This is a genomic window from uncultured Campylobacter sp. (genome assembly GCF_938045205.1).
In the GTDB taxonomy this organism is placed as follows: Bacteria; Campylobacterota; Campylobacteria; order Campylobacterales; family Campylobacteraceae; genus Campylobacter_B.
Genome location: NZ_CALIMY010000034.1, coordinates 26257 through 51020, shown reverse-complemented (window position 1 = coordinate 51020; position 24764 = coordinate 26257). Strand labels below are relative to the sequence as shown.

General features: G+C 45.7%; 26 protein-coding genes and 1 tRNA gene. 4 read left to right on the top strand and 23 right to left on the bottom strand.

From position 1 onward, the window contains the following. Position 1: 1 nt before the first annotated feature. From atpC to Q0198_RS02210, 10 genes are all read right to left on the bottom strand, one after another. A complete protein-coding gene (gene atpC / locus Q0198_RS02255; protein WP_291938303.1) occupies positions 2-406 on the bottom strand; it encodes an ATP synthase F1 subunit epsilon in 405 nt (134 codons plus the stop codon). A gap of 10 nt (positions 407-416) precedes the next feature. Beyond that, on the bottom strand, positions 417-1814 hold the full coding sequence (gene atpD / locus Q0198_RS02250; protein ID WP_297894469.1) for a F0F1 ATP synthase subunit beta: 1398 nt from the start codon (positions 1812-1814) through the stop codon (positions 417-419). 11 nt (positions 1815-1825) lie between these two features. Then, positions 1826-2734, bottom strand: coding sequence for an ATP synthase F1 subunit gamma (gene atpG, locus Q0198_RS02245; RefSeq protein WP_297894467.1), 909 nt, complete (start codon positions 2732-2734; stop codon positions 1826-1828). 12 nt (positions 2735-2746) lie between these two features. Further along, a complete protein-coding gene (atpA, locus tag Q0198_RS02240) occupies positions 2747-4261 on the bottom strand; it encodes a F0F1 ATP synthase subunit alpha (RefSeq protein ID WP_297894466.1) in 1515 nt (504 codons plus the stop codon). An 11-nt stretch (positions 4262-4272) separates the two neighbouring features. Beyond that, the gene (locus Q0198_RS02235) at positions 4273-4803 is read right to left on the bottom strand and encodes a F0F1 ATP synthase subunit delta (protein WP_295099002.1); all 531 of its coding nucleotides are present in this window, start codon (positions 4801-4803) and stop codon (positions 4273-4275) included. Beyond that, a complete protein-coding gene (locus tag Q0198_RS02230; RefSeq protein WP_297894464.1) occupies positions 4803-5318 on the bottom strand; it encodes a F0F1 ATP synthase subunit B in 516 nt (171 codons plus the stop codon). The genes Q0198_RS02235 and Q0198_RS02230 overlap by 1 nt, the downstream gene beginning before the upstream one ends. A 10-nt stretch (positions 5319-5328) precedes the next feature. Beyond that, the gene (locus Q0198_RS02225) at positions 5329-5751 is read right to left on the bottom strand and encodes a F0F1 ATP synthase subunit B' (protein WP_297894462.1); all 423 of its coding nucleotides are present in this window, start codon (positions 5749-5751) and stop codon (positions 5329-5331) included. Positions 5752-5825: 74 nt separating this feature from the next. Continuing rightward, positions 5826-6689 carry a ParB/RepB/Spo0J family partition protein gene (locus Q0198_RS02220; protein ID WP_297894461.1) on the bottom strand — a complete coding sequence of 288 codons (864 nt, stop codon included), beginning with the start codon at positions 6687-6689 and terminating at the stop codon, positions 5826-5828. Beyond that, complete coding sequence (locus Q0198_RS02215; RefSeq protein ID WP_177389424.1) at positions 6677-7468, bottom strand: AAA family ATPase; 792 nt, start codon at positions 7466-7468, stop codon at positions 6677-6679. Before Q0198_RS02215 ends, Q0198_RS02220 begins: the two co-directional genes overlap by 13 nt. Then, a complete protein-coding gene (locus Q0198_RS02210) occupies positions 7465-8100 on the bottom strand; it encodes a biotin--[acetyl-CoA-carboxylase] ligase (RefSeq protein ID WP_297894460.1) in 636 nt (211 codons plus the stop codon). Before Q0198_RS02210 ends, Q0198_RS02215 begins: the two co-directional genes overlap by 4 nt. Positions 8101-8141: 41 nt before the next feature. On the opposite strand from Q0198_RS02210, the gene Q0198_RS02205 reads away from it, so the two are divergent. Continuing rightward, positions 8142-8306 carry a hypothetical protein gene (locus Q0198_RS02205; protein ID WP_297894459.1) on the top strand — a complete coding sequence of 55 codons (165 nt, stop codon included), beginning with the start codon at positions 8142-8144 and terminating at the stop codon, positions 8304-8306. A gap of 284 nt (positions 8307-8590) precedes the next feature. Here Q0198_RS02205 and fmt read toward each other — a convergent pair whose 3' ends face one another. The 5 genes from fmt to rplU form a co-directional block, all read right to left on the bottom strand. Next, positions 8591-9511 (bottom strand): methionyl-tRNA formyltransferase, encoded by a 921-nt coding sequence (fmt, locus tag Q0198_RS02200; protein ID WP_297894458.1) that lies wholly within the window; start codon positions 9509-9511, stop codon positions 8591-8593. A gap of 114 nt (positions 9512-9625) precedes the next feature. Continuing rightward, positions 9626-9967 carry a hypothetical protein gene (locus Q0198_RS02195; RefSeq protein ID WP_297894457.1) on the bottom strand — a complete coding sequence of 114 codons (342 nt, stop codon included), beginning with the start codon at positions 9965-9967 and terminating at the stop codon, positions 9626-9628. Positions 9968-10093: 126 nt separating this feature from the next. Next, entirely contained in the window at positions 10094-11149 is a 1056-nt protein-coding gene (gene obgE, locus Q0198_RS02190) for a GTPase ObgE (protein WP_297894455.1), read from the bottom strand. A 110-nt stretch (positions 11150-11259) separates the two neighbouring features. Next, positions 11260-11517 (bottom strand): 50S ribosomal protein L27, encoded by a 258-nt coding sequence (gene rpmA, locus Q0198_RS02185; RefSeq protein ID WP_291938329.1) that lies wholly within the window; start codon positions 11515-11517, stop codon positions 11260-11262. A 10-nt stretch (positions 11518-11527) separates the two neighbouring features. Continuing rightward, positions 11528-11836 carry a 50S ribosomal protein L21 gene (rplU, locus tag Q0198_RS02180; RefSeq protein WP_040303368.1) on the bottom strand — a complete coding sequence of 103 codons (309 nt, stop codon included), beginning with the start codon at positions 11834-11836 and terminating at the stop codon, positions 11528-11530. 220 nt (positions 11837-12056) lie between these two features. On the opposite strand from rplU, the gene Q0198_RS02175 reads away from it, so the two are divergent. Together Q0198_RS02175 and Q0198_RS02170 are read left to right on the top strand one after the other, a co-directional pair. Next, entirely contained in the window at positions 12057-12485 is a 429-nt protein-coding gene (locus tag Q0198_RS02175; protein ID WP_040303372.1) for a hypothetical protein, read from the top strand. 158 nt (positions 12486-12643) lie between these two features. After that, on the top strand, positions 12644-13105 hold the full coding sequence (locus tag Q0198_RS02170) for a DUF411 domain-containing protein (RefSeq protein ID WP_297894454.1): 462 nt from the start codon (positions 12644-12646) through the stop codon (positions 13103-13105). A gap of 169 nt (positions 13106-13274) precedes the next feature. Here Q0198_RS02170 and Q0198_RS02165 read toward each other — a convergent pair. From Q0198_RS02165 to Q0198_RS02130, 8 genes are all read right to left on the bottom strand, one after another. Then, positions 13275-13348: transfer RNA gene (locus Q0198_RS02165), tRNA-Gln, on the bottom strand. Positions 13349-14314: 966 nt separating this feature from the next. Next, complete coding sequence (locus Q0198_RS02160; RefSeq protein WP_297894452.1) at positions 14315-15397, bottom strand: HAD family hydrolase; 1083 nt, start codon at positions 15395-15397, stop codon at positions 14315-14317. Between the two features lie 66 nt (positions 15398-15463). Next, positions 15464-16486, bottom strand: coding sequence for an OmpA family protein (locus Q0198_RS02155; RefSeq protein WP_297894450.1), 1023 nt, complete (start codon positions 16484-16486; stop codon positions 15464-15466). 99 nt (positions 16487-16585) lie between these two features. Beyond that, entirely contained in the window at positions 16586-16975 is a 390-nt protein-coding gene (gene rpsI / locus Q0198_RS02150; RefSeq protein WP_005869670.1) for a 30S ribosomal protein S9, read from the bottom strand. 2 nt (positions 16976-16977) lie between these two features. Beyond that, positions 16978-17403 (bottom strand): 50S ribosomal protein L13, encoded by a 426-nt coding sequence (gene rplM / locus Q0198_RS02145; protein ID WP_005869672.1) that lies wholly within the window; start codon positions 17401-17403, stop codon positions 16978-16980. 115 nt (positions 17404-17518) lie between these two features. After that, a complete protein-coding gene (locus Q0198_RS02140) occupies positions 17519-20437 on the bottom strand; it encodes a RecB-like helicase (RefSeq protein WP_297894448.1) in 2919 nt (972 codons plus the stop codon). Continuing rightward, a complete protein-coding gene (locus tag Q0198_RS02135; RefSeq protein WP_297894447.1) occupies positions 20424-23336 on the bottom strand; it encodes a PD-(D/E)XK nuclease family protein in 2913 nt (970 codons plus the stop codon). Before Q0198_RS02135 ends, Q0198_RS02140 begins: the two co-directional genes overlap by 14 nt. 276 nt (positions 23337-23612) lie before the next feature. After that, a complete protein-coding gene (locus tag Q0198_RS02130) occupies positions 23613-24338 on the bottom strand; it encodes a response regulator transcription factor (RefSeq protein ID WP_297894445.1) in 726 nt (241 codons plus the stop codon). Between the two features lie 108 nt (positions 24339-24446). Between Q0198_RS02130 and Q0198_RS02125 the strand changes: the two genes are divergently transcribed. Then, on the top strand, positions 24447-24650 hold the full coding sequence (locus Q0198_RS02125) for a hypothetical protein (protein WP_297894443.1): 204 nt from the start codon (positions 24447-24449) through the stop codon (positions 24648-24650). Positions 24651-24764: the final 114 nt, after the last annotated feature.

Below are 24764 nucleotides of genomic sequence, written 5' to 3'. Positions count from 1 at the left end.
TTTAACTTTGCCTTGCGAATTCGTCGACTCTAGCCATGATCGCTGCGGAATTTGCCGCATCGGAGCTAATGGACGCAAGCATATCTTTGGCGCGCTGCAAAGACTTCGCTACGGCGCTTTCGCTATCGCCTCCGATAGCTACGGCTTGAGTGGCTAGGATAGTAGTTTTTTCTTCTGTAACTTCCAAAAATCCGTCATTTACCAAGACAAGCTGCTTTTTGCCATCTTTATCCACGATCTCTACGACGCCGCCTTCACTTTTATCTTTAAGCCCCGTTAGCAAGCTCGCATGCCCCGGCAAAATACCCATTTCGCCAGTAATGCCGGGGAGTTGGACGGATTTAACTTCGCCCGAAAAGACCATCCCTTCGGGCGTAACGATATCTAAAAGCAAAAATTCTTTCATCTTAAAATTCCTATGCTTTCATCTTTTCAGCTTTTGCCACTACCTCGTCGATGTTTCCTACCATATAAAAGGCATTCTCCGGCAGATCGTCGTATTTGCCCTCTAAAATTCCCTTAAAGCCAGCAATAGTTTCCTCTAGCGAGATATATTTACCCGGACTTCCAGTAAATACCTCGGCTACGAAAAACGGCTGAGATAGGTAGCGTTCGATCTTTCTAGCGCGCTCGACTACGAGTTTATCCTCTTCGCTAAGCTCATCCATACCTAAAATCGCGATGATATCCTGCAAATCTTTGTATTTTTGAAGTACCGCTTGGACTCCGCGAGCGACTTTATAATGCTCCTCGCCGATGATTTGCGGATCGAGCATTCTTGAGGTCGAATCAAGCGGATCGACGGCAGGATAAATTCCTTTTTCGGCGATCGCTCTGTTTAGAACGGTCGTCGCATCAAGGTGCGCAAAAACGGTCGCCGGCGCAGGGTCGGTAAGGTCGTCCGCAGGCACATAAACGGCCTGAACGGAGGTGATAGAACCCTTCTTAGTAGAAGTAATGCGCTCTTGCAGTTTACCCATTTCGCTAGCAAGTGTAGGCTGATAGCCGACCGCAGATGGAATTCGTCCTAAAAGCGCGGACATCTCCGAACCCGACTGCGAAAAGCGGAAGATATTGTCAATAAACATCAAAACGTCAAGCCCAAGCTCGTCGCGGAAATACTCGGCCATCGTAAGACCGGTTAGCGCGATACGATTTCTCGCCCCCGGTGGCTCGTTCATCTGACCGTAGGTTAAGGCGACTTTATCCAAAACGCCCGATTCTTTCATCTCGTTATAAAGGTCGTTTCCCTCTCTCGTTCGTTCGCCGACGCCCGCAAATACGGAGTAACCGCTGTGTTTGAAAGCGACGTTGTGGATTAGCTCCATGATGATGACGGTCTTGCCGACACCAGCACCGCCGAATAATCCTACCTTACCGCCCTTTGCGTAAGGGGCTAGCAGATCGACTACCTTAATGCCGGTTTCAAAAATTTCACTCTTCGTGCTTTGATTTTCAAAGCTAGGCGGATCTCTGTGGATCGACCAGCGGGTTTCAAATTTTTCATCCTCGCCTTCGTCGATCAGATCGCCCGTGACGTTAAAAATTCTACCCAAGACCTTCTCGCCCACTGGCACCGTAATAGGCGCGCCAAGAGCCATAGCCTCAAGTCCTCGCCTCAGTCCGTCGCTCATATCCATAGCAATCGTGCGGACGCGGTTGTCTCCAAGGTGCGCGGCTACCTCTAGGATCAGCCTACGATGAGCGCCCTCGACGTCAAATTTAACCTCGATAGCTTCATTAATCTTCGGCAAGTAGTCCTTGAAATCGACATCGACCACGGGACCCATTACCTGAGAAATTATTCCTTTCATCCGTTTTCCTTTCATTTCATTGATTCGACGCCGCTTATGATCTCGATAAGCTCAGTCGTGATAGAGCCTTGTCTGGCTTTGTTGTATGCTAAATTTAACTGCGATACCCGCTCCTTGGCGTTATTTGTCGCATTCTCCATCGCATTCATTCTCGAGCAGTGCTCCGCGGCCAAAGAGTCGATCAGCGCGTAATACATACTGTAGCTAAGATAGCTCTGGATTAAATTTAACATCAATGTTTCTTCATCCTCAGGGCTTTCAACCTCTACTTCCAATGTAGATGTTTTTAAAGCGTCCTCATTAATCGCAGGTTCACCGATCGGCACCAGCGTATTTACCCGCATCTCTTGGGTAATCATATTCAAATAGCCGTTGTGGACGAGTATGACCTCGTCGGTTTTGCCTTCGTTAAAATCCTTAACTGCGGCTTGGACGATTTCGTTAGCTTTCTCGGACGATGGAGATGAGCTCACGCCGATATATCGCTCCAAAAGCTCAATGCCCTGAAAATCAAAATACTCTATCCCCTTTTTGCCGACGGCGCGAAGGCGAACCTTGATCTTTTTAGCCTTAAGCCCCTCGATCAAAGCTTTGATCTTTTTGATGGTGTTGATATTAAAACCGCCGCAAAGTCCTTTATCTGCGGTGATAAACAGCAGATCAACCACCTTTACTTCCCGCGTGGTATCAAAAATTCTAAGTTTTTCGTCGTTGCCTGAATTATTGCCTACGTAATTTTTAACGCGCGCAGAAATCTCACCCAAGACCTCGTTAATCTTCACCGCATAAGCACGCGAGCGCATCGCCGCCTCTTTAGTATTTTTAAGCTTGACGTTGGAGACCAGCTTCATAGCTTTGGTAGTCTTCTCTGTATTTCTGACGCTTTTGATTTGAAGCTTTATATCCTTTAAATTTGCCATAATTTAGCCTTTTTAAGCGGCAAAGGTCGCTTTAAAGTCATTTAGAGCCTTGATTAAATTTTCTTCCAAATCCTTCTCGATGGTCTTTTTACTTCTAATTTCTTCAAAAATTTCAGGATATTTTGCCTCGATATACGGATAGAGCTCAGCTTCGAATTTACCAATTGAGCTCGTAGGCACGTCGTCTAAAAATCCGCGGCTTCCTGCAAAGATGATGACCACTTGATTTTCGACCGGAAGCGGCGAATAAGGAGGCTGTTTTAAAATTTCGACCATTCTTTGTCCGCGATCCAGCTGCTTACGGCTGCTCTCGTCCAAATCGCTCGCAAACTGCGCAAACGCCTGAAGCTCACGGTATTGAGCGAGATCTAGGCGCAAGGTTCCTGAGACCTTTTTGATCGCTTTAATCTGTGCAGAACCGCCGACGCGGCTAACCGAAAGACCCACGTTGATCGCAGGACGAATTCCTGAGTTAAACAGACCCGACTCCAAGAAAATTTGACCGTCAGTGATAGAAATAACATTTGTAGGGATATATGCCGAAACATCACCTGCTTGCGTCTCGATAATAGGAAGCGCCGTTAGGCTGCCTGCGCCGAGTGCGTCGCTTAGCTTACTAGCACGCTCAAGCAGGCGGGAGTGCAGGTAAAATACGTCGCCAGGATACGCCTCACGCCCAGGTGGACGGCGTAAAATAAGTGACATCTCGCGATACGCAACCGCATGCTTGCTCAAATCATCGTAGATGATAAGCGCGTGGCGGGAGTTATCTCTGAAATACTCACCCATCGTGCAGCCCGAATACGGAGCCAAATACTGAAGCGCGGCTGCCTCGCTAGCACCGGCTGCAACTACGATCGTATAATCCATCGCACCGTACTCTTCAAGCTTTTTAACGACTTGTGCGACGGTGGATTGTTTCTGACCGATTGCTACATATATGCAGATGACGTCTTGGCCCTTTTGATTGATGATGGTATCAACAGCAACGGTGGTTTTTCCTGTTTGGCGGTCGCCGATGATGAGCTCGCGCTGTCCGCGACCGATCGGCACTAGCGCGTCGATCGCCTTAAGGCCGGTTTGAAGTGGCTCGTGAACGGATTTACGAGCCATGATGCCTTTAGCCTTTTCTTCGACAAATCTAGTATCGCTGGTCTCTATCGCGCCTTTGCCGTCGATCGGTTCGCCTAGAGCGTTTACCACGCGACCTATTAGGGCATCACCTACCGGAACGCGCAAAAGCTTACCCAGTCTTTTAACGCTACTACTTTCGTTAATACCGCTAGTATCGCCTAAAATAACGATGCCGACACTGCTCTCCTCTAAATTTAACGCGATACCACGAGCTCCGTTTTCGAATTCGACCATCTCGTTAGCCATTACGTTTTTTAAGCCGTAAACATTAGCAACACCGTCTGCGACCGAAACGACCTTGCCGGTTTCTTCGATATCAACGCTAAGATCGAAATTTTCGATTCGCTCTTTGATTATGCTGCTGATTTCGTCTGCCTTAATTTTCGCACCCACGCTTTACTCCTTTAAATTGCTTTTAAAATATATTCGCTCATTTTTTGTTTCAATCTATCAACTGAAAAACTAATCTCAAATCCAAGATCCTCTACTTCAATTTTAATACCCTCAAGCTCACTTTTAACGGGTTGTAGGGTAATATCTGCATTAAATTTCTTTGAAATTTTAGTCTCTAGCTCTTTTATTTTCGCGGCGTCTATTTCGGTAGCGGAATAAATTTTGCCCAAATATTTATTATCCAGCGCCGCAATATTCTTGCGCAGTTCCTCGACTATCTGTGGAATTAGCGCAATACGCCTATTTTTAGCTAGGAGTTTAATAAAATTTACGATTTTTTCGCTTGGATTTTTTATAAACGACGCAATAAGTTCCACTTTGGATTCCTCTTTTAGCGTCGGAGATTTTACAATATCTTGGAATTTTGGAATTCTAAATGCGCTCGCGACGCTCTCGAGCGTCTGCAAAACAGAGCCTAGTTCATCTTTTTTATAGCTCAGTATCAGGGCGTTTACATATCTTTTTGAGGTGTTATTTATCATCATCCGACCTTTTTCTCTACGATTTTAACCAGTTTGTCTTGACCGAATTTAATGTCATCCGATGCAAAAACGTCATCCAGTATCTCGCTTACGACCTCTTTTTTGATCTTGCGCGCCTCAAAGCTCTTCTGCTCATCGAAAGATTTTTGCAAATTCGTAATCTCTTGCTCGGTTGCATTTTTTATCTTTTCGGCAGCGAACACGATCTCTTTTTTAGCGGTTTCGATTAAAGCTGCGCCTTGGACCTTGGCATCTTGCAGATCTTTTTTAGCTTGCTCCTTGCGAGCTGCGGACTCTTTTAAAATTTTCTGATTAGCCTCAAGTCTAGATGCGATGCCGTCAATCCTACCTTGATATGCTGCTTTTGCAGGACCTTTTAAAAGATAAAACAAAATTCCGAAAAATAAAATGAAATTTATGCTTCGCCACAGCACGTCGTAGTCTTTGACTCCATCGTGCCCACCGCTTGCTAAAACAAACGCCGGAACGATAAATAAAAATAGATATTTTTTCATACTGAAATCCTCATACTTTAGCTACAGCGCTGCTTAGAGCATTTTTAAATTCCGGAATTTTGGCTTGCAAATCATTTTTTAGGTTGCGCTTTTGCTCATCCAAACCGCCTAAGAATTGATCGAAATCTTCCTCCATAGCGGCTTTTTTCTCGGCTATTTCTCTGGCGGCAGCCTGCTTCGCGCTATCCATCGCCTCTTGCTTTATTTTAACAGCTTGCAACTTCGCAGCATCCATGATCCTTACGATCTCTGCTTTATCGGCATCTGCATCCTGTGCATTTTTCATCGCATTTGCCTCATCTTCTTTAATAATAGCTTCTCGCTTTTCCATATGCAAAAGTAGCGGTCTATAAAGCTTGATATTTAAGAAGTAAATCAAAGCTAAAAATACGACGATGGTCGTTATCATGGCGGTCAAACTTACGTCTAGCATCGCACCTCCTCTAGGTTAGTTTTAAACAAAATGTGTATTTTACAATATGAAAAATTAAAATACACTATAAAAAATCATCCGATTTTCTTTAAAAACTCGGAAATTTGTAAAATTTCGCTAAATTCGATCGAAATTTTACGCTCTTTGATACTTATTTTACCAAATTGATCAAGCTTGGCCTTTAGCTTTAAAAGTTCAGGCTTGAAGCTTTGAAATTCCACGCCAGACTTTTTCTCTTTCGGAACGGTTTTATCTTTGAGCTTTTTTACTAAATTTTCGGTATCTCTTACGCTTAGGCGCTGTCCTAAAATCGTATTTAGAGCTAAAATTTGATCCTCTTTTTCAAGTCCAACCATTATCTTGGCGTGCCCTTGCGAAATTTTATCTGTGCTTATGGCGTCTTGCACTTCGGAGCATAAATTTAAAAGCCTTAGCGTGTTAGTAATCTGCGTGCGGGACTTTTTGATGATGTCGGCTAACTCCTCTTGCGTGATCCTATATTCACCGATAAGCTCCTTATAGGACTTGGCAAGCTCGATAGGATTCAGATCCTCGCGCTGTATATTTTCGATGAGGGCAAGCTCTCTTAAATTTTGAGATTTTATGTCTGCAACTACGGCTTTGATTTTACTCTCGCCCAAAAGCTTCGTCGCTCTTAGGCGTCGCTCGCCGGCGATAAGGACGTAAGAATCATCTTTTTGAATAACAATGATGGGCTGGATAAGCCCGTGACGGGCGATGCTTTCGCTTAGCTGCCTAAGTGCCTCCTCATCGAAGCTCTGCCGCGGTTGATATGGATTTGGCTCGATTTTATCGACATCGATTTCGATAACTAAGCTATCGGCATTTCCGCTTTCTAGCTCTCTGTTATAGGAGCTTTCTACGTCGTCTAAAATCGCACCGAGCCCACGCCCGAGCGCTCTTTTTACCTTGCCCATTTTTGCTCCATTATGGATTTAGCGAGGTCTTGATAGGCGATGGAGCCGGCGGATTTTATATCGTATAAAACCACCGGCTTGCCAAAACTTGGGCTTTCGGCTAGCTTAATATTGCGCGGGATGATGACTAGATCATCACTCTTGCCGATACGAAAGAGCTTATCATCAAAATACTCGCGTAAATTCGCGACCGTTTCTTTGGCTAGATTGTTTTGCAAACTATACATCGTAGGTAAAAATCCGCGAATTTTTAAATTTTTATTGAGCGTTTGCTTGACGACTTTTACGGTATTTAGGATCAGCGCGACACCTTCAAGCGCATAGAATTCGCACTGAATCGGGATGATGACGCTATCACTTGCAACCAAGGCATTTACCGTAATGCTACCGAGCGTCGGCGGCGAATCGATGATGATGAAATCGTATCTATCCTTAACCTCGGAAATTTTATTTTTTAGCATCAGTTTGAAGTCTTTCTCTTCACTTACTTCGCGCTCGATGCCTACAAGTCCGATATTTGACGGCACTAAATCCATAAACTCAAGTTCGGTCTTTTGGATCACTTCGGACATGCTCTTACGCCCCGTTAGGACGTGATAAATGTTAAATTCAAAGTCGCTGCGGTTAAAGCCAAGTCCGGTCGTAGCGTTCGCCTGAGGGTCTACGTCAATCAGTAGGACCCGCTTTTTCTTTATCGCTAGCGACGCAGCGAGATTAACCGCTGTGGTCGTCTTTCCGACGCCGCCTTTTTGATTGGCAATCGTAATTACTTCACTCATCTTAAAGCATAAACCCTTTCTTCGTTTATTATGATCGATCCGTCTTCGCAAAGTTTAGCCTGCGCAAGCGAAATTTTTTCACCGCCTAGATGAACGCTAAATTTTTGCGATTTTTGGAATTGTAACGAAAAATTTCTAAAAATTTGCTTCCACGAGATTTTATTTTCATATAGCGCAAAAAAGCCCTCTATAGCGTCTTTTGCGCTGATTTTTATATCTAAAATTCCCGCATATTCGGGCGCATCGAGTAGGTTCATGCCAATGCCGCAGACGAGGGTATTTTTGATCTTATTCGTCATTGTCCCACCGATTTTGCGCTCGCCCAGATAAAAATCGTTGGGCCATTTAAGCCAAAGCTGCGAACCGAGCGATGCGAGAAGCTCCTGCATAATCATCGCAAAATATATACTCGCAGACTGAGGCGGCACATCTGCGGGCAGATCGCTCTGCGCGACACAGAACGAAAATGCGAGATTGCCGCTCGCGCCCTCCCAATCATTGCCCCGCGAGCCGATACCGGCGCTTTGGCGATTTGCGGCGATCGCAAAAGGCGGCGTTATCCTGCCTTCGCGCACGGCGCCCACCAAAAACTCCTGCGTGGAGGGCATTTGCTCTACAAATTCTACTTGCAAAACCCGCTCCTTGCGTAAGACGAAGGGCTCGCCTTGAAATATTGCAAGCCTTTAAATTCCGCGTAGCGATAGAATTTTGCGACAAGATAAAATTTAGCATGATTAAATTTTACGACATAGTGAAATTTTGTGCGATGAAATTTTACGCTCTTGCTAAATTTTTCGGTAACGCGGATTTTCCTAGCGGCACCGCGATAAAATTTTAAAGCTTTATCTCGCAAAAATTCTGCGGCACGATCATAGAATTTTAAATGGTGCGAGTTCGGTGCGACGTCGCAAGATTCGCAACCGCCAAAGCGAAATTTAAAGTTCCTGTGAGCGTAAAATTTTAGAGCATAGAAGCGAGGTTTTAAAATTTTATAAAGCCTTGATTTTGGAGCTTCGCTTCGAAATTCCGCACAGTAAAATTTTACTTCACGACCGAACCTGGAACAAAATTTCGCCGCGACCCCGAAAGTGCGGCATAAAACGCGAGAATTTAGAATCCCGCTTAGCATAGCAGATCGCCGATCTTTAGCCGCTTGCCGTTTAGATACGCGCTAGCATCCACGGGCTTTTTGCCCGGCTCTTGCACCTTCATGATCTTAACCGCGCCTTCGCCGCATGCGACGCAAAAACTGGGCTTATCAATGTGCAGAATTTCGCCCGAGCGTTCAAATTTACGCCCGCAAGATTCGCGCAAAAGCTCTAGTTCTAAAATTTTTAACCCGCTAGCTAGATAGATCCCGGGCCATGGCGTTAGCGCGCGAAATTTATTATAAATTTGCTCTGCTTTTTCATCAAAGCCAAAAAGCCCGTCAGATTTGCTTATTTTTTTGCAGTGCGTAGCCTGCGCGTCATCTTGCTTAAGCGGCGTCAAATTTGCAAAATTTCGCAGCACTCGCACGATCAGCTCGCCCGCTAGATCGCCCAGTTCGTCAAACAGCTGCGCCGCCGTCTTGTCCTCGCAAGGCGTGTAGGCAAAATCAAGCATATCGCCCGTGTCAAGCCCCACGTCCATCAGCATCGCCGTCACGCCCGTCTGCTTTTCGCCCGCCAAGATCGCGCTTTGAATGGGGCTTGCGCCGCGGTATTTAGGCAGGATCGAAGCGTGCAGATTTATGCAAGGCGCGATATCAAGCACGCTTTGCGGCAAAATTTTACCGTATGCGGCAACCACGATAAAATCAGGCTTTAACTCTTTTATCTGCGCTCGGGCCGCCTCGTCTTTGAGTATCGCAGGCTGAAAGATCGGCACAGTAGGCAGATGCTGCTGCGCGTAAGTTTTCACCTCGCTAGGAGTTAAAATTTGCTTCCTGCCGACGGGCTTATCGGGCTGCGTAAAGACGGCCGCAATCTTAAATTTCGCCTCCGCAAGAGCGCGCAAAATTTTAGCCGCATACTCGGGCGTACCCATAAAAACTATATCCATTCTTTTCCTTTAAATTTAGCCATATCACGGCGCTAGCGATCGCGCGGGCGCAATCGTGCTCGCAATAAATTTTACGCATACCGCAGTGCAAACACGGGTTCACGCTCGTGCGCCTTATTTAACGGCGGATTGATTTTTATCCTCGGATCCGTCCGACCAAGGCCAAAAAGCGCACGGATCTTCGGACCAATAAATCTTTGCAGACGGTTTCGCTCCCAGCTCATCAAGGCTAATCTTGCCGTCACGATTAGCATCGAGCCTCTTAAATTCAGAGCCTGAGCGCAGACTTAGCTTTACTCTCAGCCCAGACGGCACCTCGCTCGCCGTCCACTCCTGCAAGCTCAACGCGCCGTCGTGATCCTTGTCGTTAAACTCCATAAAATTCGGCACCGGATCGGCGGGATCACAACCGTATGCGCCGAAGCATAAAAATACTAGAATAAAAATTTTATTCATTTCGCCTTCTTAAATTTTATCTTTTTGCGGCGTTTGCGAGCGATAAACATAAAATTTATCCGCATATACGGGCTGCTTAAGGCCTGCGTTCGCAAAAGCCCTCTGCGGCGCGACTTTTACCGCAGCCTACAGCTCCTTTTTAAGCAGCTCAAGCAGGTTAAATTTTAGCTCGTTTATATTTTGTCCCGTAGCCGAAGATATCGGCATCACGAAAAACGGCTTAGCGGCGTCAAACTCATAAATATCTTGTTTAAATTTCATCTCGCCCGCCGTGCCCGCGAGCCCCAAATGCGACAAAAACGCGTCAAATTTTTCCTGCAAATTTTCTGCCGCGTCCGCGCGAGTTAGAGCGATCGCGTAGTCTCTTTTTGCAAGTCCCTCTGAAAATTTCGCCGTCTCGGCCCTCAGCGCGTCAAACTGCTCCTCAAGGCTGCGGTAGTTCGCAAGATCGAGCATAAAAAGTAAAATTTTCGTGCGTTCGACGTGTTTTAAAAACTGCACGCCAAGCCCGCGCCCTTCGCTTGCGCCCTCGATAATGCCCGGGATATCGGCCATGACAAAGCCGCTGTATTCGTCCACCTCGACGAGTCCGAGCTTTGGCGTAAGCGTGGTAAACTCGTAGTTTGCGATCTGGGGTTTGGCGTTTGAGACGGTCGAAATCAGCGTGCTTTTACCAACGTTTGGAAAGCCCACGAGCCCCACGTCGGCGATGAGCTTAAGCTCCAACCGCACTTCGCGCGTCTCGCCCTCAAGGCCTTTTTGCGCGTATTCGGGGGCTTGATTGATCGAGCTTTTAAAATGCACGTTGCCAAGCCCGCCCTTGCCGCCTTTTAAAAACAGCCTCGTCTCGCCGTCGTTTAGCATATCAAGCACCAGCTCGCCGCTATCCTCGTCGTAAACGCTGGTGCCCGGAGGGACGATGAGATAGAGATCCTCGCCGCTTTTACCCGTCTTTTTGCGACCCTCGCCGGGCGCGCCGTTTTGCGCTTTAAACTCACGCTTACCCTTGTAGGATGAGAGGGTGTGGGAGTTTTTATCTACCCTAAAATACACGTCGCCGCCGTCGCCGCCGTCGCCACCGTCGGGACCGCCTGAGATGACGAATTTTTCGCGGCGGAAGCTGACGCAACCTGCGCCGCCATTACCAGATTTAACGCTAAATTTTACGCTGTCTATGAACATAGCTATCCTTAAATTTAAAACGGCAATTATAGCCAAATGAGTTGAAGATAATTTTTAAACGGATGAAATTTTAAAAGAGGGGCTTGCGCCCCCGAAGATTTTAGCGATGCTTACGCAGCCGGATAAACCGATACTTTTTTGCGATTTTTATCTTTTCGCTCAAATTTTACGACGCCGTCGATCAGCGCGAAAATCGTGTGATCGCTGCCCATGCCTACGTTGCAGCCCGGGTGCGTCGCGGTGCCGCGCTGGCGGATGATGATGTTGCCCGCGCGAACGAACTCGCCGCCGAATTTTTTGACGCCCAAGCGGCGTCCGATACTATCTCTATTATTTTGGGTTGAGCCTTGACCTTTTTTGTGTGCCATTTCCTATCCTTTATGCGTTAATCGAAACGACTTTGACGCGGGTGTATTGGCGTCTGAAGCCGCGTTTTACTTTTGAATCTTTGCGTCTGCGTTTTTTAAAGATAACGACTTTTTTATCCTTGCCTTCGCAAACGACTTCCAAAACCACCTTGGCACCCTTTACGAACGGTGCTCCTACCTTTAACTCGCCGTCGTTTAGCGCTAAAACTTCGCTAAGCTCGAGCTTTGCTTTCGGCTCAGCATTAAAATGGTCTAAATTTAGGTAGTTGCCCTCTTCGACCTTATACTGCTTGCCGCCGTGTTTGATGATAGCATACATCAAAAATCCTTTAAAATTTGGTAGCCAAAAAGGCATTTGCCGTGCAAAATTTAAAAGCCCGTTTGGTATGAAAGGTTGCAATATTATCTCAAATTTTATAAATTCCTACTGAAATGCCTCGCAAAATTCCTGCGAAATTTCAAATTTCAAGGGCTCGGATTTATTTTAAACTAAAGATAAATGTGCTACTATCGCAACGAAATTTTTGAAGGAGAATTTTATGAGAAATTTAATAGCTGCGCTCGTAGCAGCGGTATTTTTTATCGGTTGTTCCAACTGGAATATATCCAACGAACCAAGCGGAGTACGCAATCAAACAAAATCCCAAAGCAGCAAAACAAATATCGGCGGCGTAAATGATAAAGTCCAAGAGGTCTCCACCGCAGGCACCACTGATATGGTCGAAACGACCTTGCCCGATAGCACAGGTATGACTAATGCGCCGAAAGATCGCAGCGATGCATTTCATATCAATCAAGTAATTTCTGCGTGGAATAAACAGCCAGACTCCATCAAAACAACCGAAGACAATGGCAACATCTACACCTGGAAAAACTATAAGCCAGGCTGCGACGTATCGCTTACCAGCGACTCGGAAGGCTACGTATCAAAATCTGCTATCAAATCAGCACTGTCTCAGTGTCTATAACCAACTTATCCGCGACACCGAAATTTTAAAATTTCTTAAAATTTCGGCTTACGAGCGGGTCTGCTTCGTCAAATTTAATCCTAGAATTATATGGTTCGCTCTTAAAAATTTACTATTCGTATTGTATAATCGAGGACTTTCAATCACTGGAGCAAAATATGAAGAAAATTTTATTTGCAGGTGCGCTTTTAGCGGCATTAGGTAGCTATGCGGCGGCGGGTGAACACATCAAGGTCTATCACGGCGAGAGCTGCGGCTGTTGTCACAACTGGGCAAAATACATGGAGCAAAACGGATTTGAAGTCGAGATGATTTCACTGGCCGATGAGCCGCTTATTCAGAAGGAGAATGAGCTTGGGCTTCCGCTGGAGCTCGCTAGCTGCCACACCGCGATCATAGACGGATATGTAGTCGAAGGGCATATGCCAGCAAGTGAGATCCGCACGTTATTAAAAAATAAGCCTAAAGACGTCATCGGCATAGCAGTACCTGGCATGCCACTAGAAGCGCCAGGTATGGAGCAGGGCTCTCAGCCCGAGGTCTATGATGTGGTAGCGTTTAAAAAGGATGGCTCGTATCAAAGCATCGCCACTTACAAAGGCAAAGAAAAAATCAAATGATTTGCCGCTTTAAAGCGGTAAATCATCCTATAATCATCAAAATTTAATCGATTGACGGATTTGGCTTCGCCATTTTCTTTCTGACATTAAGCGTTTCGTTTTTATGCACAAACAGGCGCCTACTAAAATAATTTTAGGATAGCTATAATAAATGGAGTTAAAATTTGAATGGATGGGCTAATAGGGGTCGAACCTATATTCACAAATCCAGAGTTTGTTGTCCTGCCATTAGACGATAGCCCATTGCGGAAGCGGTATTTTATAGAATTTTGCTTTAAAAAAGCATAAGAGCGGGTGGAATTTTAAAATTTTGCAAAATTTTAGATTAAATTTAAAGCTCTGCTGCGCCTAAACGATAAAATTAAAACGCAAAAGCTAACGCTGTTTTCACAGGCTCCGATAAAAAAATTTAGCTCGCCGCGGAGCTAAATTTTAAAATTTGGCTAGTTTATCCTATATTTACGCCTTTGCGAGCTTATTTATTCCGGGATGAAATTTTTAGCATATAGCCTGTCTTCAAAACATATATGTTTAGTGCTCGCTGGGCGCGGGCGCGGCCTTAAATGATATAAATCGCACCGAAAATCCGCAGCGAACATAATTGCGACAAAACCCGAATACGGCGCCTAAATAAGCATCAAATAGACTTGCGGCAAAGATCGCACAAAAAAGTCCTACCAAATACTTGCCTCAAGCGGGACATAGAATTTATCACGATAAGGTGGAGTATAAACTAAAATCAAAGCCAAAATTTGAGCGCGAAACTTACATAAAATTTCTTGCAAAAACCCTTTGCAGGCTCAAAAGACATTGTAAAATTGCATAAAATTTGACTGCGGTAAAATTTTCTCATACATTGTGTTAATACAAACCGAAAGTGAATAGAACACAATTACTCGAGGTAGCAAAATTTTTCCATATGTCGTTAATACCGAACATTGACGAATCAGATCAAGCACTATGGACAAAGTGAAATATTCCCGTACATTGTTAGTTCGGCACAGGCTATTGCTAGACCAGAGTAGAAATATGCGAAATTTAACTCCGCCTATCGTTTGAACACCTAGAAAGCGTCTTGCTCTCCAGCTAAATAGCGCGGACAAATTTTATATCGCGCGCTGTTTAAAACGCAAAAATTAATTGGAATTTCAAATTTTAAATTTCGGGCACGGGTTCGCTTATAGTATTTGCAAAAATAGTGCATCGAAGCTAGAAAAATTTCGCTCCGTCGCGCCTAAATTTTGATGAAATTTCGCGTATCAGCTCAACCGCCTCTTTTGCGTCCGCACATACGAACTCAAAATGCGCCCGTAACTCCGAGGCGCTGCCGTAGCCGCAGCTTACGCCCACGCTTCGCACCGCTGCCGACTTTGCCGCGATGGCGTCAAGCGACGTATCGCCGATCATAAAGATATTTTGGCTTACAGAAGGCAGAATTTCGTCACTGCAAATTTTGTCATAACAAGGAGTGGAATTTAGCTCATGTGCATCATAAATTTTACCGCCGCGCGCTCCGCTTTTATAGCTCTCGCCCTCGATGCCGATACCGCTCTTTTGGCCCTTGTCGCCAACCTCATGTCTATCGCTCTTTACTTCGCTTAAATCTTTAAACGAAATTCTATCAGAATTTTGACTCGCGATGCTGCTTAAATTTTGCTCGCAAACTTTGCTAGGATCAGGATCAAGCGCAGGAAGGCTCTTTAAATCAGGCGTTAAAATTTTACTCAAAATCACGCTCCTGCTAGCAGCGCTTGTATTTTCATCATCAGTCGCGTCGTGAGTTTTACCGCGAGCCGCATGCGGGCTTTGGCTAGCGGTCGCGCTGTAAATTCCTAAATTTTCAAGCGCCTTTAAGATCGGCTCGGCGCTTGGTTTGGGAGTTTGCACGTCCTCTCGCCCGACGATGGTGCCAAAAAATTTCGCAATACCAAGATGCTGCAATAAAATTTTAGAAAATTTCGACGTCTTGGTCGTCACGACGCCTAAATTTGCAAACTCGCTCGCCGCACGAACCGTCTCGAACGCACCGCTTAGCAGAACGGTCTGATCCAAAAAAGTCTGCGCGTATCGCTGTTTGTAGGCGAACACGAAATTCTGCACATCGCGCGTCACACCTAGACGCTCAAACATTACCTCTAACGGATGTCCGATAAGCTTTTTAATCGCTTCATCGCTAGGGTCTACGGCGCCCAAATGCGCAAATGCATAATGAAAACCATCTAATATCGCGGGCGTGGAATCTATGAGTGTACCATCGAGATCAAAAAGCAGAGTGGTTTGGAAATTTGGCATTTTAAAATTTAATTTGGATATAAAAAAAGCGGAGCCGAAGCTCCGCTTATGTGGATCTAGAAAAGATTATTTTCTAAATTTAGCATCAACGCGTCTATTTTGAGCGCGGCCTGCTTTAGTAGCGTTTGTAGCGATAGGCTTAGTTTCGCCGTATCCTACAGTGGTGATTCTGCTGGCATCTACGCCGAAGCTCTTAAGCGCACCTCCAACTGCAGCAGCTCTGCGCTCGGAAAGCTTTTGATTATATGCATTCGAACCGGTGCTATCGGTGTGACCCTCTAGAATTACTTTGTAATCAGGGTGAGCCACTAGCACGTCGCTTACGTTTTTGATCTGGTTCATAAACTCAGGGGAAATTTTTGAGCTATCTGTAGCGAAATTTACGCCCAAATTTAATCTAATAACCTTCTCGCAGCCGTATTCATCAACAACTACGCCGGCAGGTGTGCCTGGGCACCTATCGACATTATCGCATACGCCGTCGTTATCTGCATCTTTGCAACCTGTAGGAGCCGGAACGGCAGCTGGAGCTGCATCAGCATATCTCTTGCCAAAATCAACTGCAAAGCCTAGAGTATAGAATAATACGTGGTTGCCGTCGTCAAATCTGATAGCATCGCGTGCTTCAAGTTTTGTAGCGAAGTTGTCGGTAATGTAGTATTTTAGACCCAAGCCGTATTGACCGAAGCCGCTATCTTGATCGCCATCGTTGTAAACGTCTTTAGTGTAATCCATATATCCAAGACCTAGCAAGCCGTATAATTTGAAATTATCGGTGAAATTTACCAAGTCTTTTACAGCATTGATGTGATAATATTTAGCGTCAGGCTTATCGTTGCCTACTCTGTGAGCTAAATCCTCTACGCCGATATTGCGAGAGTAATCAAAACCAACCTCTACTTGATCGATAAACGAATCTTGTAGATTTTTGGCAAGACGTAGACCGAACATAAAATTCGAATCCAAATCCATATTGCCTTCATGAGTCATTCCACCAATAGTAGGGGTGATCTCCCAGTGATAATCAGCATCGCTAGCGAACAATGCGCCGGATGCACATAAGCTTAATGCAAGTAGAACTTTCTTCATTAAACATCCTTTCAAATAAAGTTGTAATTCGATATTACCATAAAATTTTTAAAGAATTTACAAATTCGTGACAATTTCGTCACAAATTTGTAAAAAACATTATCTCTTAGAAAACTGCGGACTTCTACGCGCTTTGCGGCGACCGAATTTCTTTCGCTCGACCACGCGGCTATCGCGAGTTAACAGACCTTTTGGCTTAAGAGCCGCTCTAAAATCCTTATCCATCGCGGCAAGCGCTTTTGAAATTCCGTGCTTTAGCGCATCCGCTTGAGCCGAATATCCACCGCCCAAAGTCTGCGCGGTAATATCCATCGAGGTCTCTTGCTTGGTCGCTAAAAGCGGCTGAACGACCCTTAGTTTGATCGCCTCGTGACCGCCTAGCCAGGTGTTTAGATCCATGCCGTTTACTACGATCTTGCCGCTTCCCGGTTTTACCCAAACCTTAGCTACGGCAGTTTTTCTCTTTCCGGTTGCATAAATTGTCGCCATGATTATTTTCCTTTTTTAGTTGTTTGCGCAGTATGAGGATGCTCACCGCCTTCATATACGAATAGCTTTTTGATCATCGCCTTGCCAAGCTTCGTCTTAGGAAGCATGCCGCGAACCGCAAGTCTGTAGAGCTTTGCGGGATTGTTTTTAAGCAGGTCTTGAAATTTTACGCTCTTTACGCTTCCGAAATAGCCCGAGTAGCTGTGATAAAGTTTGTCGTCGCCTTTGTTATTGCCGGTAAATACGGCTTTTGAAGCGTTGATGATAACGACGTAGTCTCCGCAATCTACATTTGGAGTATAGCTTGGTTTGTGTTTGCCGCGTAGCAATACCGCAACTTCGGTAAGCATCCTACCGAATCTTTTGTCGGTCGCATCGATAACGACCCAGTCGCGCTTAACTTCGCTAGGCTTTGTAATTTCTGTCATGGTTTCCGCCTTATTAAAATTTGAGCTGTGATTATATAGAAATATCCTTACGTATAGCTTAATTTAAGCTATCTTTAATCTATCTACGCTCAAATTTTATTTAAATTTTAAAATTTTATCCCTCCTCATTTACTTCGATCAGATTAGCGCCCGCAGCTTCGAGAACCAGCACGAAGGCGCGCACTCGCGCATGCGGATAAAACTCGCGGATCACGCTTTTATACCGCGCCACTTGAGCTTTGTTTTGCGCGAGGTATTTTTCGGAGCTTTTGTAATCAAAAAGCAAAATTTCATCCTGCCCAAAGCACGCCAGATCCACGCGCAAAAGATCCCCCTCCGCGCTTTTGATCGGCATCTCTTTATAAGCTTGAGCGCCCTTTATCAGAGCTAAAAATTCCTCGTTTTTGCTTAGGCCAAGCGCCCGTGCCGCGATGTTTTCAAAATCCGCATCGTTTAAAAATTTAGCGTAGCAACCTCTTGCCAGACTTACTCCTCGCAAAATTTCATCCGCCGTAAAGCCTTCGCTCATCTCCAGAGCATAGTGCAGCGCCTCGCCGAAATATATCGCGCTTAGCGCCTCAGCTTCGCCTCCGCTAGCTTTTTCTTGCGCGCCTTGAGACTCGCCTGCTACGAGCGCGATCTTTTTTCGCGACGACTGCTCTTCTGATTTTACGAAGCTTGGGATTACATAGCCGTATTGAAAATCCGGGATATCCAGCCACTCCACGACGCCCGCGCCCTTGGTCTTTTTGGCGTAAGGCGAAAAAAAGCTATAATTGTATTGATCTATTTTTGCCTCGAAGCGTTTTACGATGATGAGCGAGCGTTCGGCGCGTGTAAATGCCACATAGAGTTTGTTTATATCCTCTTCGTGTGCAGAGCGATCGTTTTCGTCCATTAATGCTGCAAATTCCGTATCCAGGCTCTTTCTGCTCGCAAATTTATAAAAAATTCTCCACTTATGCGTGGCAAAATCATAGTCCGTCGCGAGCTTTGAGCTCTCGCCCCGGTCTTTTCCTCCGATGCGGTCGCAAACGATTACGTGCGGGAACTGAAGCCCCTTGGACTTATGCACGGTCATAATTTTAATGCCACTTTGTTCCTTGGCAAATACCTCCGTTTCGTCGTTTGCAAACAGATACTCGCTAAAACTATTAAATTTTGCCAGCGTCTCAAAAAACAGTAGCAGATCTGGATCGACGAAATTTAATTTCAGCGAGCTAGCTATAAATTCTGCCGTTTTTTGCGCGTTTTTATGCAGATCGACCGCTATCTTTTTAAGCCGCCTCCCTAAAATCGCTTCGGCGTTTCGCAGATAAATTTCATCGCCACCTACGCAAAATTTCGCGTATTGAATTACGGCATTTACCTGCTCGCTGCAACGCAGAGCCTTATTTGAGCCGCTGCAAACCTCGCAGAATTCCGATAGCATCTCTTTTAGCGCGCTTACATGCTCGTTTTTCCAGCATAAAATCGCAATATCATCAGCTCTCACGCCGCACTCCTCAACAAGCCTGCGCGCTTGCTCCGCAGCCCCCTTTAGCACGTCGTCGTATGAAAATGCCGCTACGTAGCCGTAATCGTCGCTTTGTACCTCAAATAGCGGCATTTGCGGATGGGAAAGCGGATAGTCCTTGATTTTTTGCAGCACCGAAGCGGGCAGATCGCTATCTAGCTTATTTGCTGCGATTTGATCTTCATAAGACGCAAATTTATCGCGCAAGATCTCATTTACAAATTTTACAATGAGTTTTAAGCTGCGATAATTGCGCGGCAAGCTCTGCGTTTTGATTTGACTAAACTGCTCGCGCAAAATATCAAAAATTTTTCTCTCTGCACCGCGAAATTTATAGATGCTCTGTTTTTTATCGCCTACGTAAAAAAAGCTGCCACAGCGCTCTTCCGCCCCTTTGCCAGCAAGCGCTTCAGAGATTAGCGGCAGCATAATTTCATACTGGCAAATGTCGGTATCTTGGAATTCGTCTATTAAAATATGCGTGATTTTAGAATCGAGCCTGAAATACAAAAGCTCGCGGTTGCCCTGCAACGCCTCTGCGCTCGGATTTAGCAGCGAGTGCACGGCTGCGGTGACATCGCCGAACGTAAGCTTGCCGCTTTTGCGCTGCACCGATTTAAGCGCTTCGGCATAAATTCTAATTAGTCCTGCCAGCTTAACCGCATATGTCGCATCCATCCACGCTATTTCGCGAGCTACGGCGTCTTTTAGCCTTGCTAACTCGCCGTCAAGATACGAAATTTTTTTAAGCTGTGAGCGCGGATAATCGAAACTGCCGTTGGCAAGAGCCGAAAGAATGAAGCCCGAAGATAATTTTGACAAATCGCTAACAGGGCTTAGCCCATTTACGGCTCCAGCACTTACGCCCGCATCTCTCGCCGCTTTTTGCAAGCGAGATAAAATTTCATTTATCTCTGCCAGTGCGGAGTTTGCGGGAAGCGTGGGCGGATTTATGCTTATATCGCCTCTCCAAATGCTTTGCAAGCTATTTAAAAACTCGCTCTTTGTCATTCCTGAGTCGCTTACATAATCCACGACCTCTCTTAATAGCGCTTCTTTTTTGCAAATCGCGCCTAAAAACGCCGCCTGCTGCACGCCTAGTATGCTTTCATCGTTTTCAAAGCCTGGATCGATGCCGCTATTTAGCGCAAAGGAGCGCAGAGCCTTTGCAAAAAACGCATCGAAAGTAAAGACATTTAGGCTCTCGCTTAAAAATTTAGGCAGTAGGCGCTGCTGCGCTGCCAAAATCTCATCCGCGCTTAGTCCCAAATCAGCGCAAATTTGCTCCAGCTCGGCGCTAGGCTTTAGCGAGCCATCCTGCAAAAGCAACAAATTTTGAAATTTCTCCACGATGCGCGTTTTCATCTCAGCAGCAGCTTTTTTGGTGAAGGTAAGCGCTAAAATTTCATTGATCGGCTCGCCTTTTAGAACCAGCTCGATGAACCTCACTGCGAGATTGAAGGTCTTGCCGCTGCCCGCGCTTGCTTCAAGCGCCAGATAATTTTCAAATTTTGCCATCGATCTGCCCCTTGCAAATGATTTTATAATCGCAGTATTCGCAGCTTTGCACCGCCTCCGTACGCGTAAAAGCAACCTCGCTTGCAAATTCCTTGCCGATAGAGCTTAGCGTCTCGCGCAGATTTTCTAAGCTAGGCGTTTTGTCGCCAGGAGCCGCAAACGCGCAATCTTTTAGCGACAGATAGGCGCATTCGCATTCCTGGGCTAAAAGCGCGCGATAAAACGTAAGCTGAAATTTTTCCATATGCTTTTTAGCTGAACCACGTTTGTAATCGATGATGAACTTCCGTCCTGCCTTATCTTCGTCGATGCGGTCGATCCGCCCGCTCAGCCGCACTCCGTCAAGCTCGCCTTTTAGTGGTATTTCACTACCGCTAAAGCTCCAAATTTGCTCATGCTCTTCTAAAAGCTTAGCTAGCTTTTCTACCGATTTTAGCTCAAGCTCCGCATCAAAGCGCGCGATGCCCGCTTCTCGCGCAAGCTGCGAATAAATAGGGCGAAATTTTTCCATGCTAAATTTCATCCCCGCTCGCTCATATAAACGCTGAAAACTCGTATGTAAAATTTTGCCCAAAAGCGCATTATCCTCGCCAAATTTTAGCCCCTCCTTCAGCCCGAAAACGTAGCGGTAATAATACTTTCTCTTGCATTCTAAAAACGTATCCAGCCGCGAAAACGATAGCTCCTCGGCAAAAAAATCATGGCGAGCCACGGGATCTTCTTGTCCGCATAAGGTGGGCTTAAATTCCTCTCGCCCAAAAAGCCGCAAATAATCCTCCTGCGAAAATTCCGCGTCTTGTCGCACTTCAAAGCTTTTCAAAAACCGCGAAGGTAGTTTCTCGACGCTTTGCAGATAGCAAATCGCGCTTTTTTTAGCGCCTCTTAGCAAGCCGTCGTAGTAAAATCTTTGTAAATTTTCGCGATCTGCGTGGCTGATGAGCCCTGCTCTAGCGCGCAAAGCAGAGTTTAAAAACATCTCTCCGCTACTGCGCTTTGGCACCAGATCATCGTTAAAATCGGGGATTATCACGCCGTCAAATTGTAGCCCACGGCTCTCTAAAAGCCCCATTACCGTGACCTTTCCGCCACGAACATCGTCGAGCTTGATGCGCGAAATTTCTAACAAAAAAAGATCGATTAGATTGCCCAAGCTTAGGTTTTCGTCCTTAAATTTTCGAAGCAAAATTTTAATTAGATATAGCGGCTCTTTTAGCTTTTCTTGCAGCAGCGCATCGCTAATTTTAGGTAAACAGGCGAGCTTGGCAATTAGTGCCTCAAAATGCTCGAAGCTTACTTGCTTTGCAAAATCGCGCGCAAACTCGCCAAAAAACGCCTCATCCACGCCCACACTCGCAAAAAACAGATCAAGCTCCTGTGGGTTTGGGCGCTGCGGATATTCATCTGCGTCCTCGCGCATTTTAGAGTGCCTAAAACGATCGCGCTGCTCAGGGCTTTTTGAATACCCATCTTCTTCCTCAAGCTCTATATGCTCCCGCTGCATAGAGTCTCGTAGGCTCCCTTGCTGCTTCCTTGAAGGCTCCTGCCGTTTTGCACTAACCGAATAATCGCGCTGCTGCACATGCTCCAAGGGCTCTTGCAACTCTGCAAACTCTGCCGAAAAGCTTTGCTCTTCCGCGCTATTCGCGCGTTCCGCCGAAATTTCGTGCAGAATTTCAAAATTTTCCGTATTTTCAAATGCCTCCGCAGATATAAAATTTAAATCCGTTTTAGAATTTGAAAAAATTTCGCAATCAAACGCGGAATTTTGCTGTGCGAAATTTTGCGAAATAGAATTCTCCGAAGCGAAATTCCCTAGCGCTAAATTTTGCTGTACCGCGGAATCCTCCGCATTCAAAAATCCTCCATCCGGACTTTTGAATGCGTGGTAATCTACGCCAAATTTCGGCATGCGCGCTTCTTTTAAGCACTGCGAAATTTTCTCTAGCGTTACGTAAAATAGGCTATCTTTAAGCTTCTCGCCCATCGCGAAATTTAGCATGCGGTGCGAGCCGCGAGCCCTTGCGATGCGCTCGTCGTAAAGCCGCAGCGTGCCGGCAAAGCTCTCGTCGGGCAAAATCACCGCGATGCTCTCCGGCGCGATGCCCGCGCGCACGAAGGATGAAATTTTTTCAAAAACGTAGCTCGCCTGCAAGCTTCGCAGCTCAAAGCCTCTACACACAACCGCTCCGCCCACGCTTAGCGGCTTGCGGCTTAAAATTTCACCCGTACCAAGATTTACGCGGTAGGTAAAACCTGGCTCTAGGCTTATGCCGCAAAGCTCCTCCACCGCGCGCACGGGCTTGGAATTTAAAGTCGTGGCTCTAAAGCTCAGTACGACCTCGCTCAGCTCCGCAGCGCGCTTAAAAACCTCGAACTCAAATGCGCTAGGATTGCCGTCGATGTTGATTTCTATCCGCTCAAATCCGCGCAGATAGGATTCGTTTAGTTCATAAAGCGCGGGCAGCGTGATCTCGTCGTAAAATCCATGCTCACGCAAAATCCTTGCATATGCCCCCGCTAGCTTTCGCAGAATTTCAAAATGCTCGGCATACCACGCATAGGTGTCGCTAAGATCGAGCGCATCGATACTTACGCGCTCCGTCGCAAGCTCCTTGAAAAAACCAAAAAGATACTCGCGGTTACGCATAAACTCGTAAAGCTCGTTAGGGAATTTAAGCCTCTCGTCCGCGCGCTTGCTCTCGCTCACCGCCTGCTTCATAAAAAGCGCGCGGTCTATCTCGCCGCAAGCGACAAGATCCGGTACAAAAAGCGCCTTTTCGTAGAATTCCGCCAAAGTAATCCTAGGCGCCAGCACGCCGCCGCTCTCGTTTTGCAGCGCCGCACGTAGCGCACGCGAGCTAGTGTAGACAAAGAGATTTTTAGAGGGCAAATTTTTCAAAACAAATCCTTTAGAACGATTCGCAGAACGCGGAATTTTGCGATATTTTAGCAAGAAATTTTTAGTTTGGGCTTTTAAGCAAAGAAGTTTTTGAAAAGCTTGAGAGGTTAAATTTTATCAAGTCAAATTTAGTAAGTTGGACGAGCATAAAATTTTAATCTGTGGCGCTTTGAGCGCGGAATTCTACCTCGCTCCGCATTAATCGCGGCATATTTAAACGTAAAATTTTACGAGTGCAATTCCATAAATTACAAAGCGGCAAAAACGCGATCAAATTTAAGCAGGCTCAAGCTCGATTTTGTATCCCAGGCTCGGGACGTTTTTTATGATTTCACCACCCACTTTATCGCGGATACGCTTGACGAAGGTGCGAAGCGCCGTATCACTCACGGCTCCTTCGGTCCAAACATAACGCTTGATCTCCTCGTAAAGTACCAGCTCGCCCACGCGACTGGCTAGCAGCGAAACAAAAGAAAGCTCCTTTTTAGTAAGCACGATCTGCTCGCCATCCTTCAGTAAAATACGACGAAGCCCATCAAATACGTAGCCCGCACCCATATTTACGACTCGTACAGAGTCCAGCTTAGACTTCATCAGCGCACTTATCTCTAGCACGAATGCGGCGATATCTACCGGCTTAAAGTAATACCGCTCGACGCCAATCTCCATAACGCCTTTTAGCTGCTCCTCCCTACTGAAGCCGCTAAGCACCACGATTGGGGCATGTGGAAAGATCTGTTTGATCTGACGTATCATCGCTAGCCCATCTTCGATCGGCATCAAAATATCGGTAATGACGAGATTAGGGCTAAATTTTTTGAATTTTTTCACACCTTCAAGCCCGTTTTGGGCATTGTAAACGTTGTTAAAAATACCCTCAAACGCCTTATGCAGCGAGGCTAGTAATTTAGTATCATCCTCGACTAGCAAGACGTCCAGCTCTTTTAAAGCGCAGCTCATAGCAGACCCCTCAAGGCGAAATTTCAAACGAAATTCTTTCAAATTTTCTCTTTTATTGAGCTTAAAATAATGTTAAGTTAAAAATTTAATTTCATAAAGTAACACAACTCTTATTTTAGGTGCAAATATGGGCGGGATTAAAAAAGAAGCATGGATAAAAACCGCAGCCTAGGAATGGAGCAAAAATTTAAAGTAACGCGAGCTAAATCTTATCAGTGCGAAAAAGATTTAAGAGCGGCTGAAAGTAAAATTCCAAAGCTGGCGCAGGTAAAATTTCACTACGCGGCGGAGCGGAATTTTATTTTAGGCAAATGGCTTTTAGAGGGAAATGAAACGGCGCCGATAAGGTTTTAGTAGGCAAACGGCGTTAGATAAAATTTTACGGACGGCAAGGCAGCTTGCTAGCGAAACTTTTGACAGCAACAAGACGACTTCTCAAATTTAAACGGCTTGAGACTGGGCGAAATG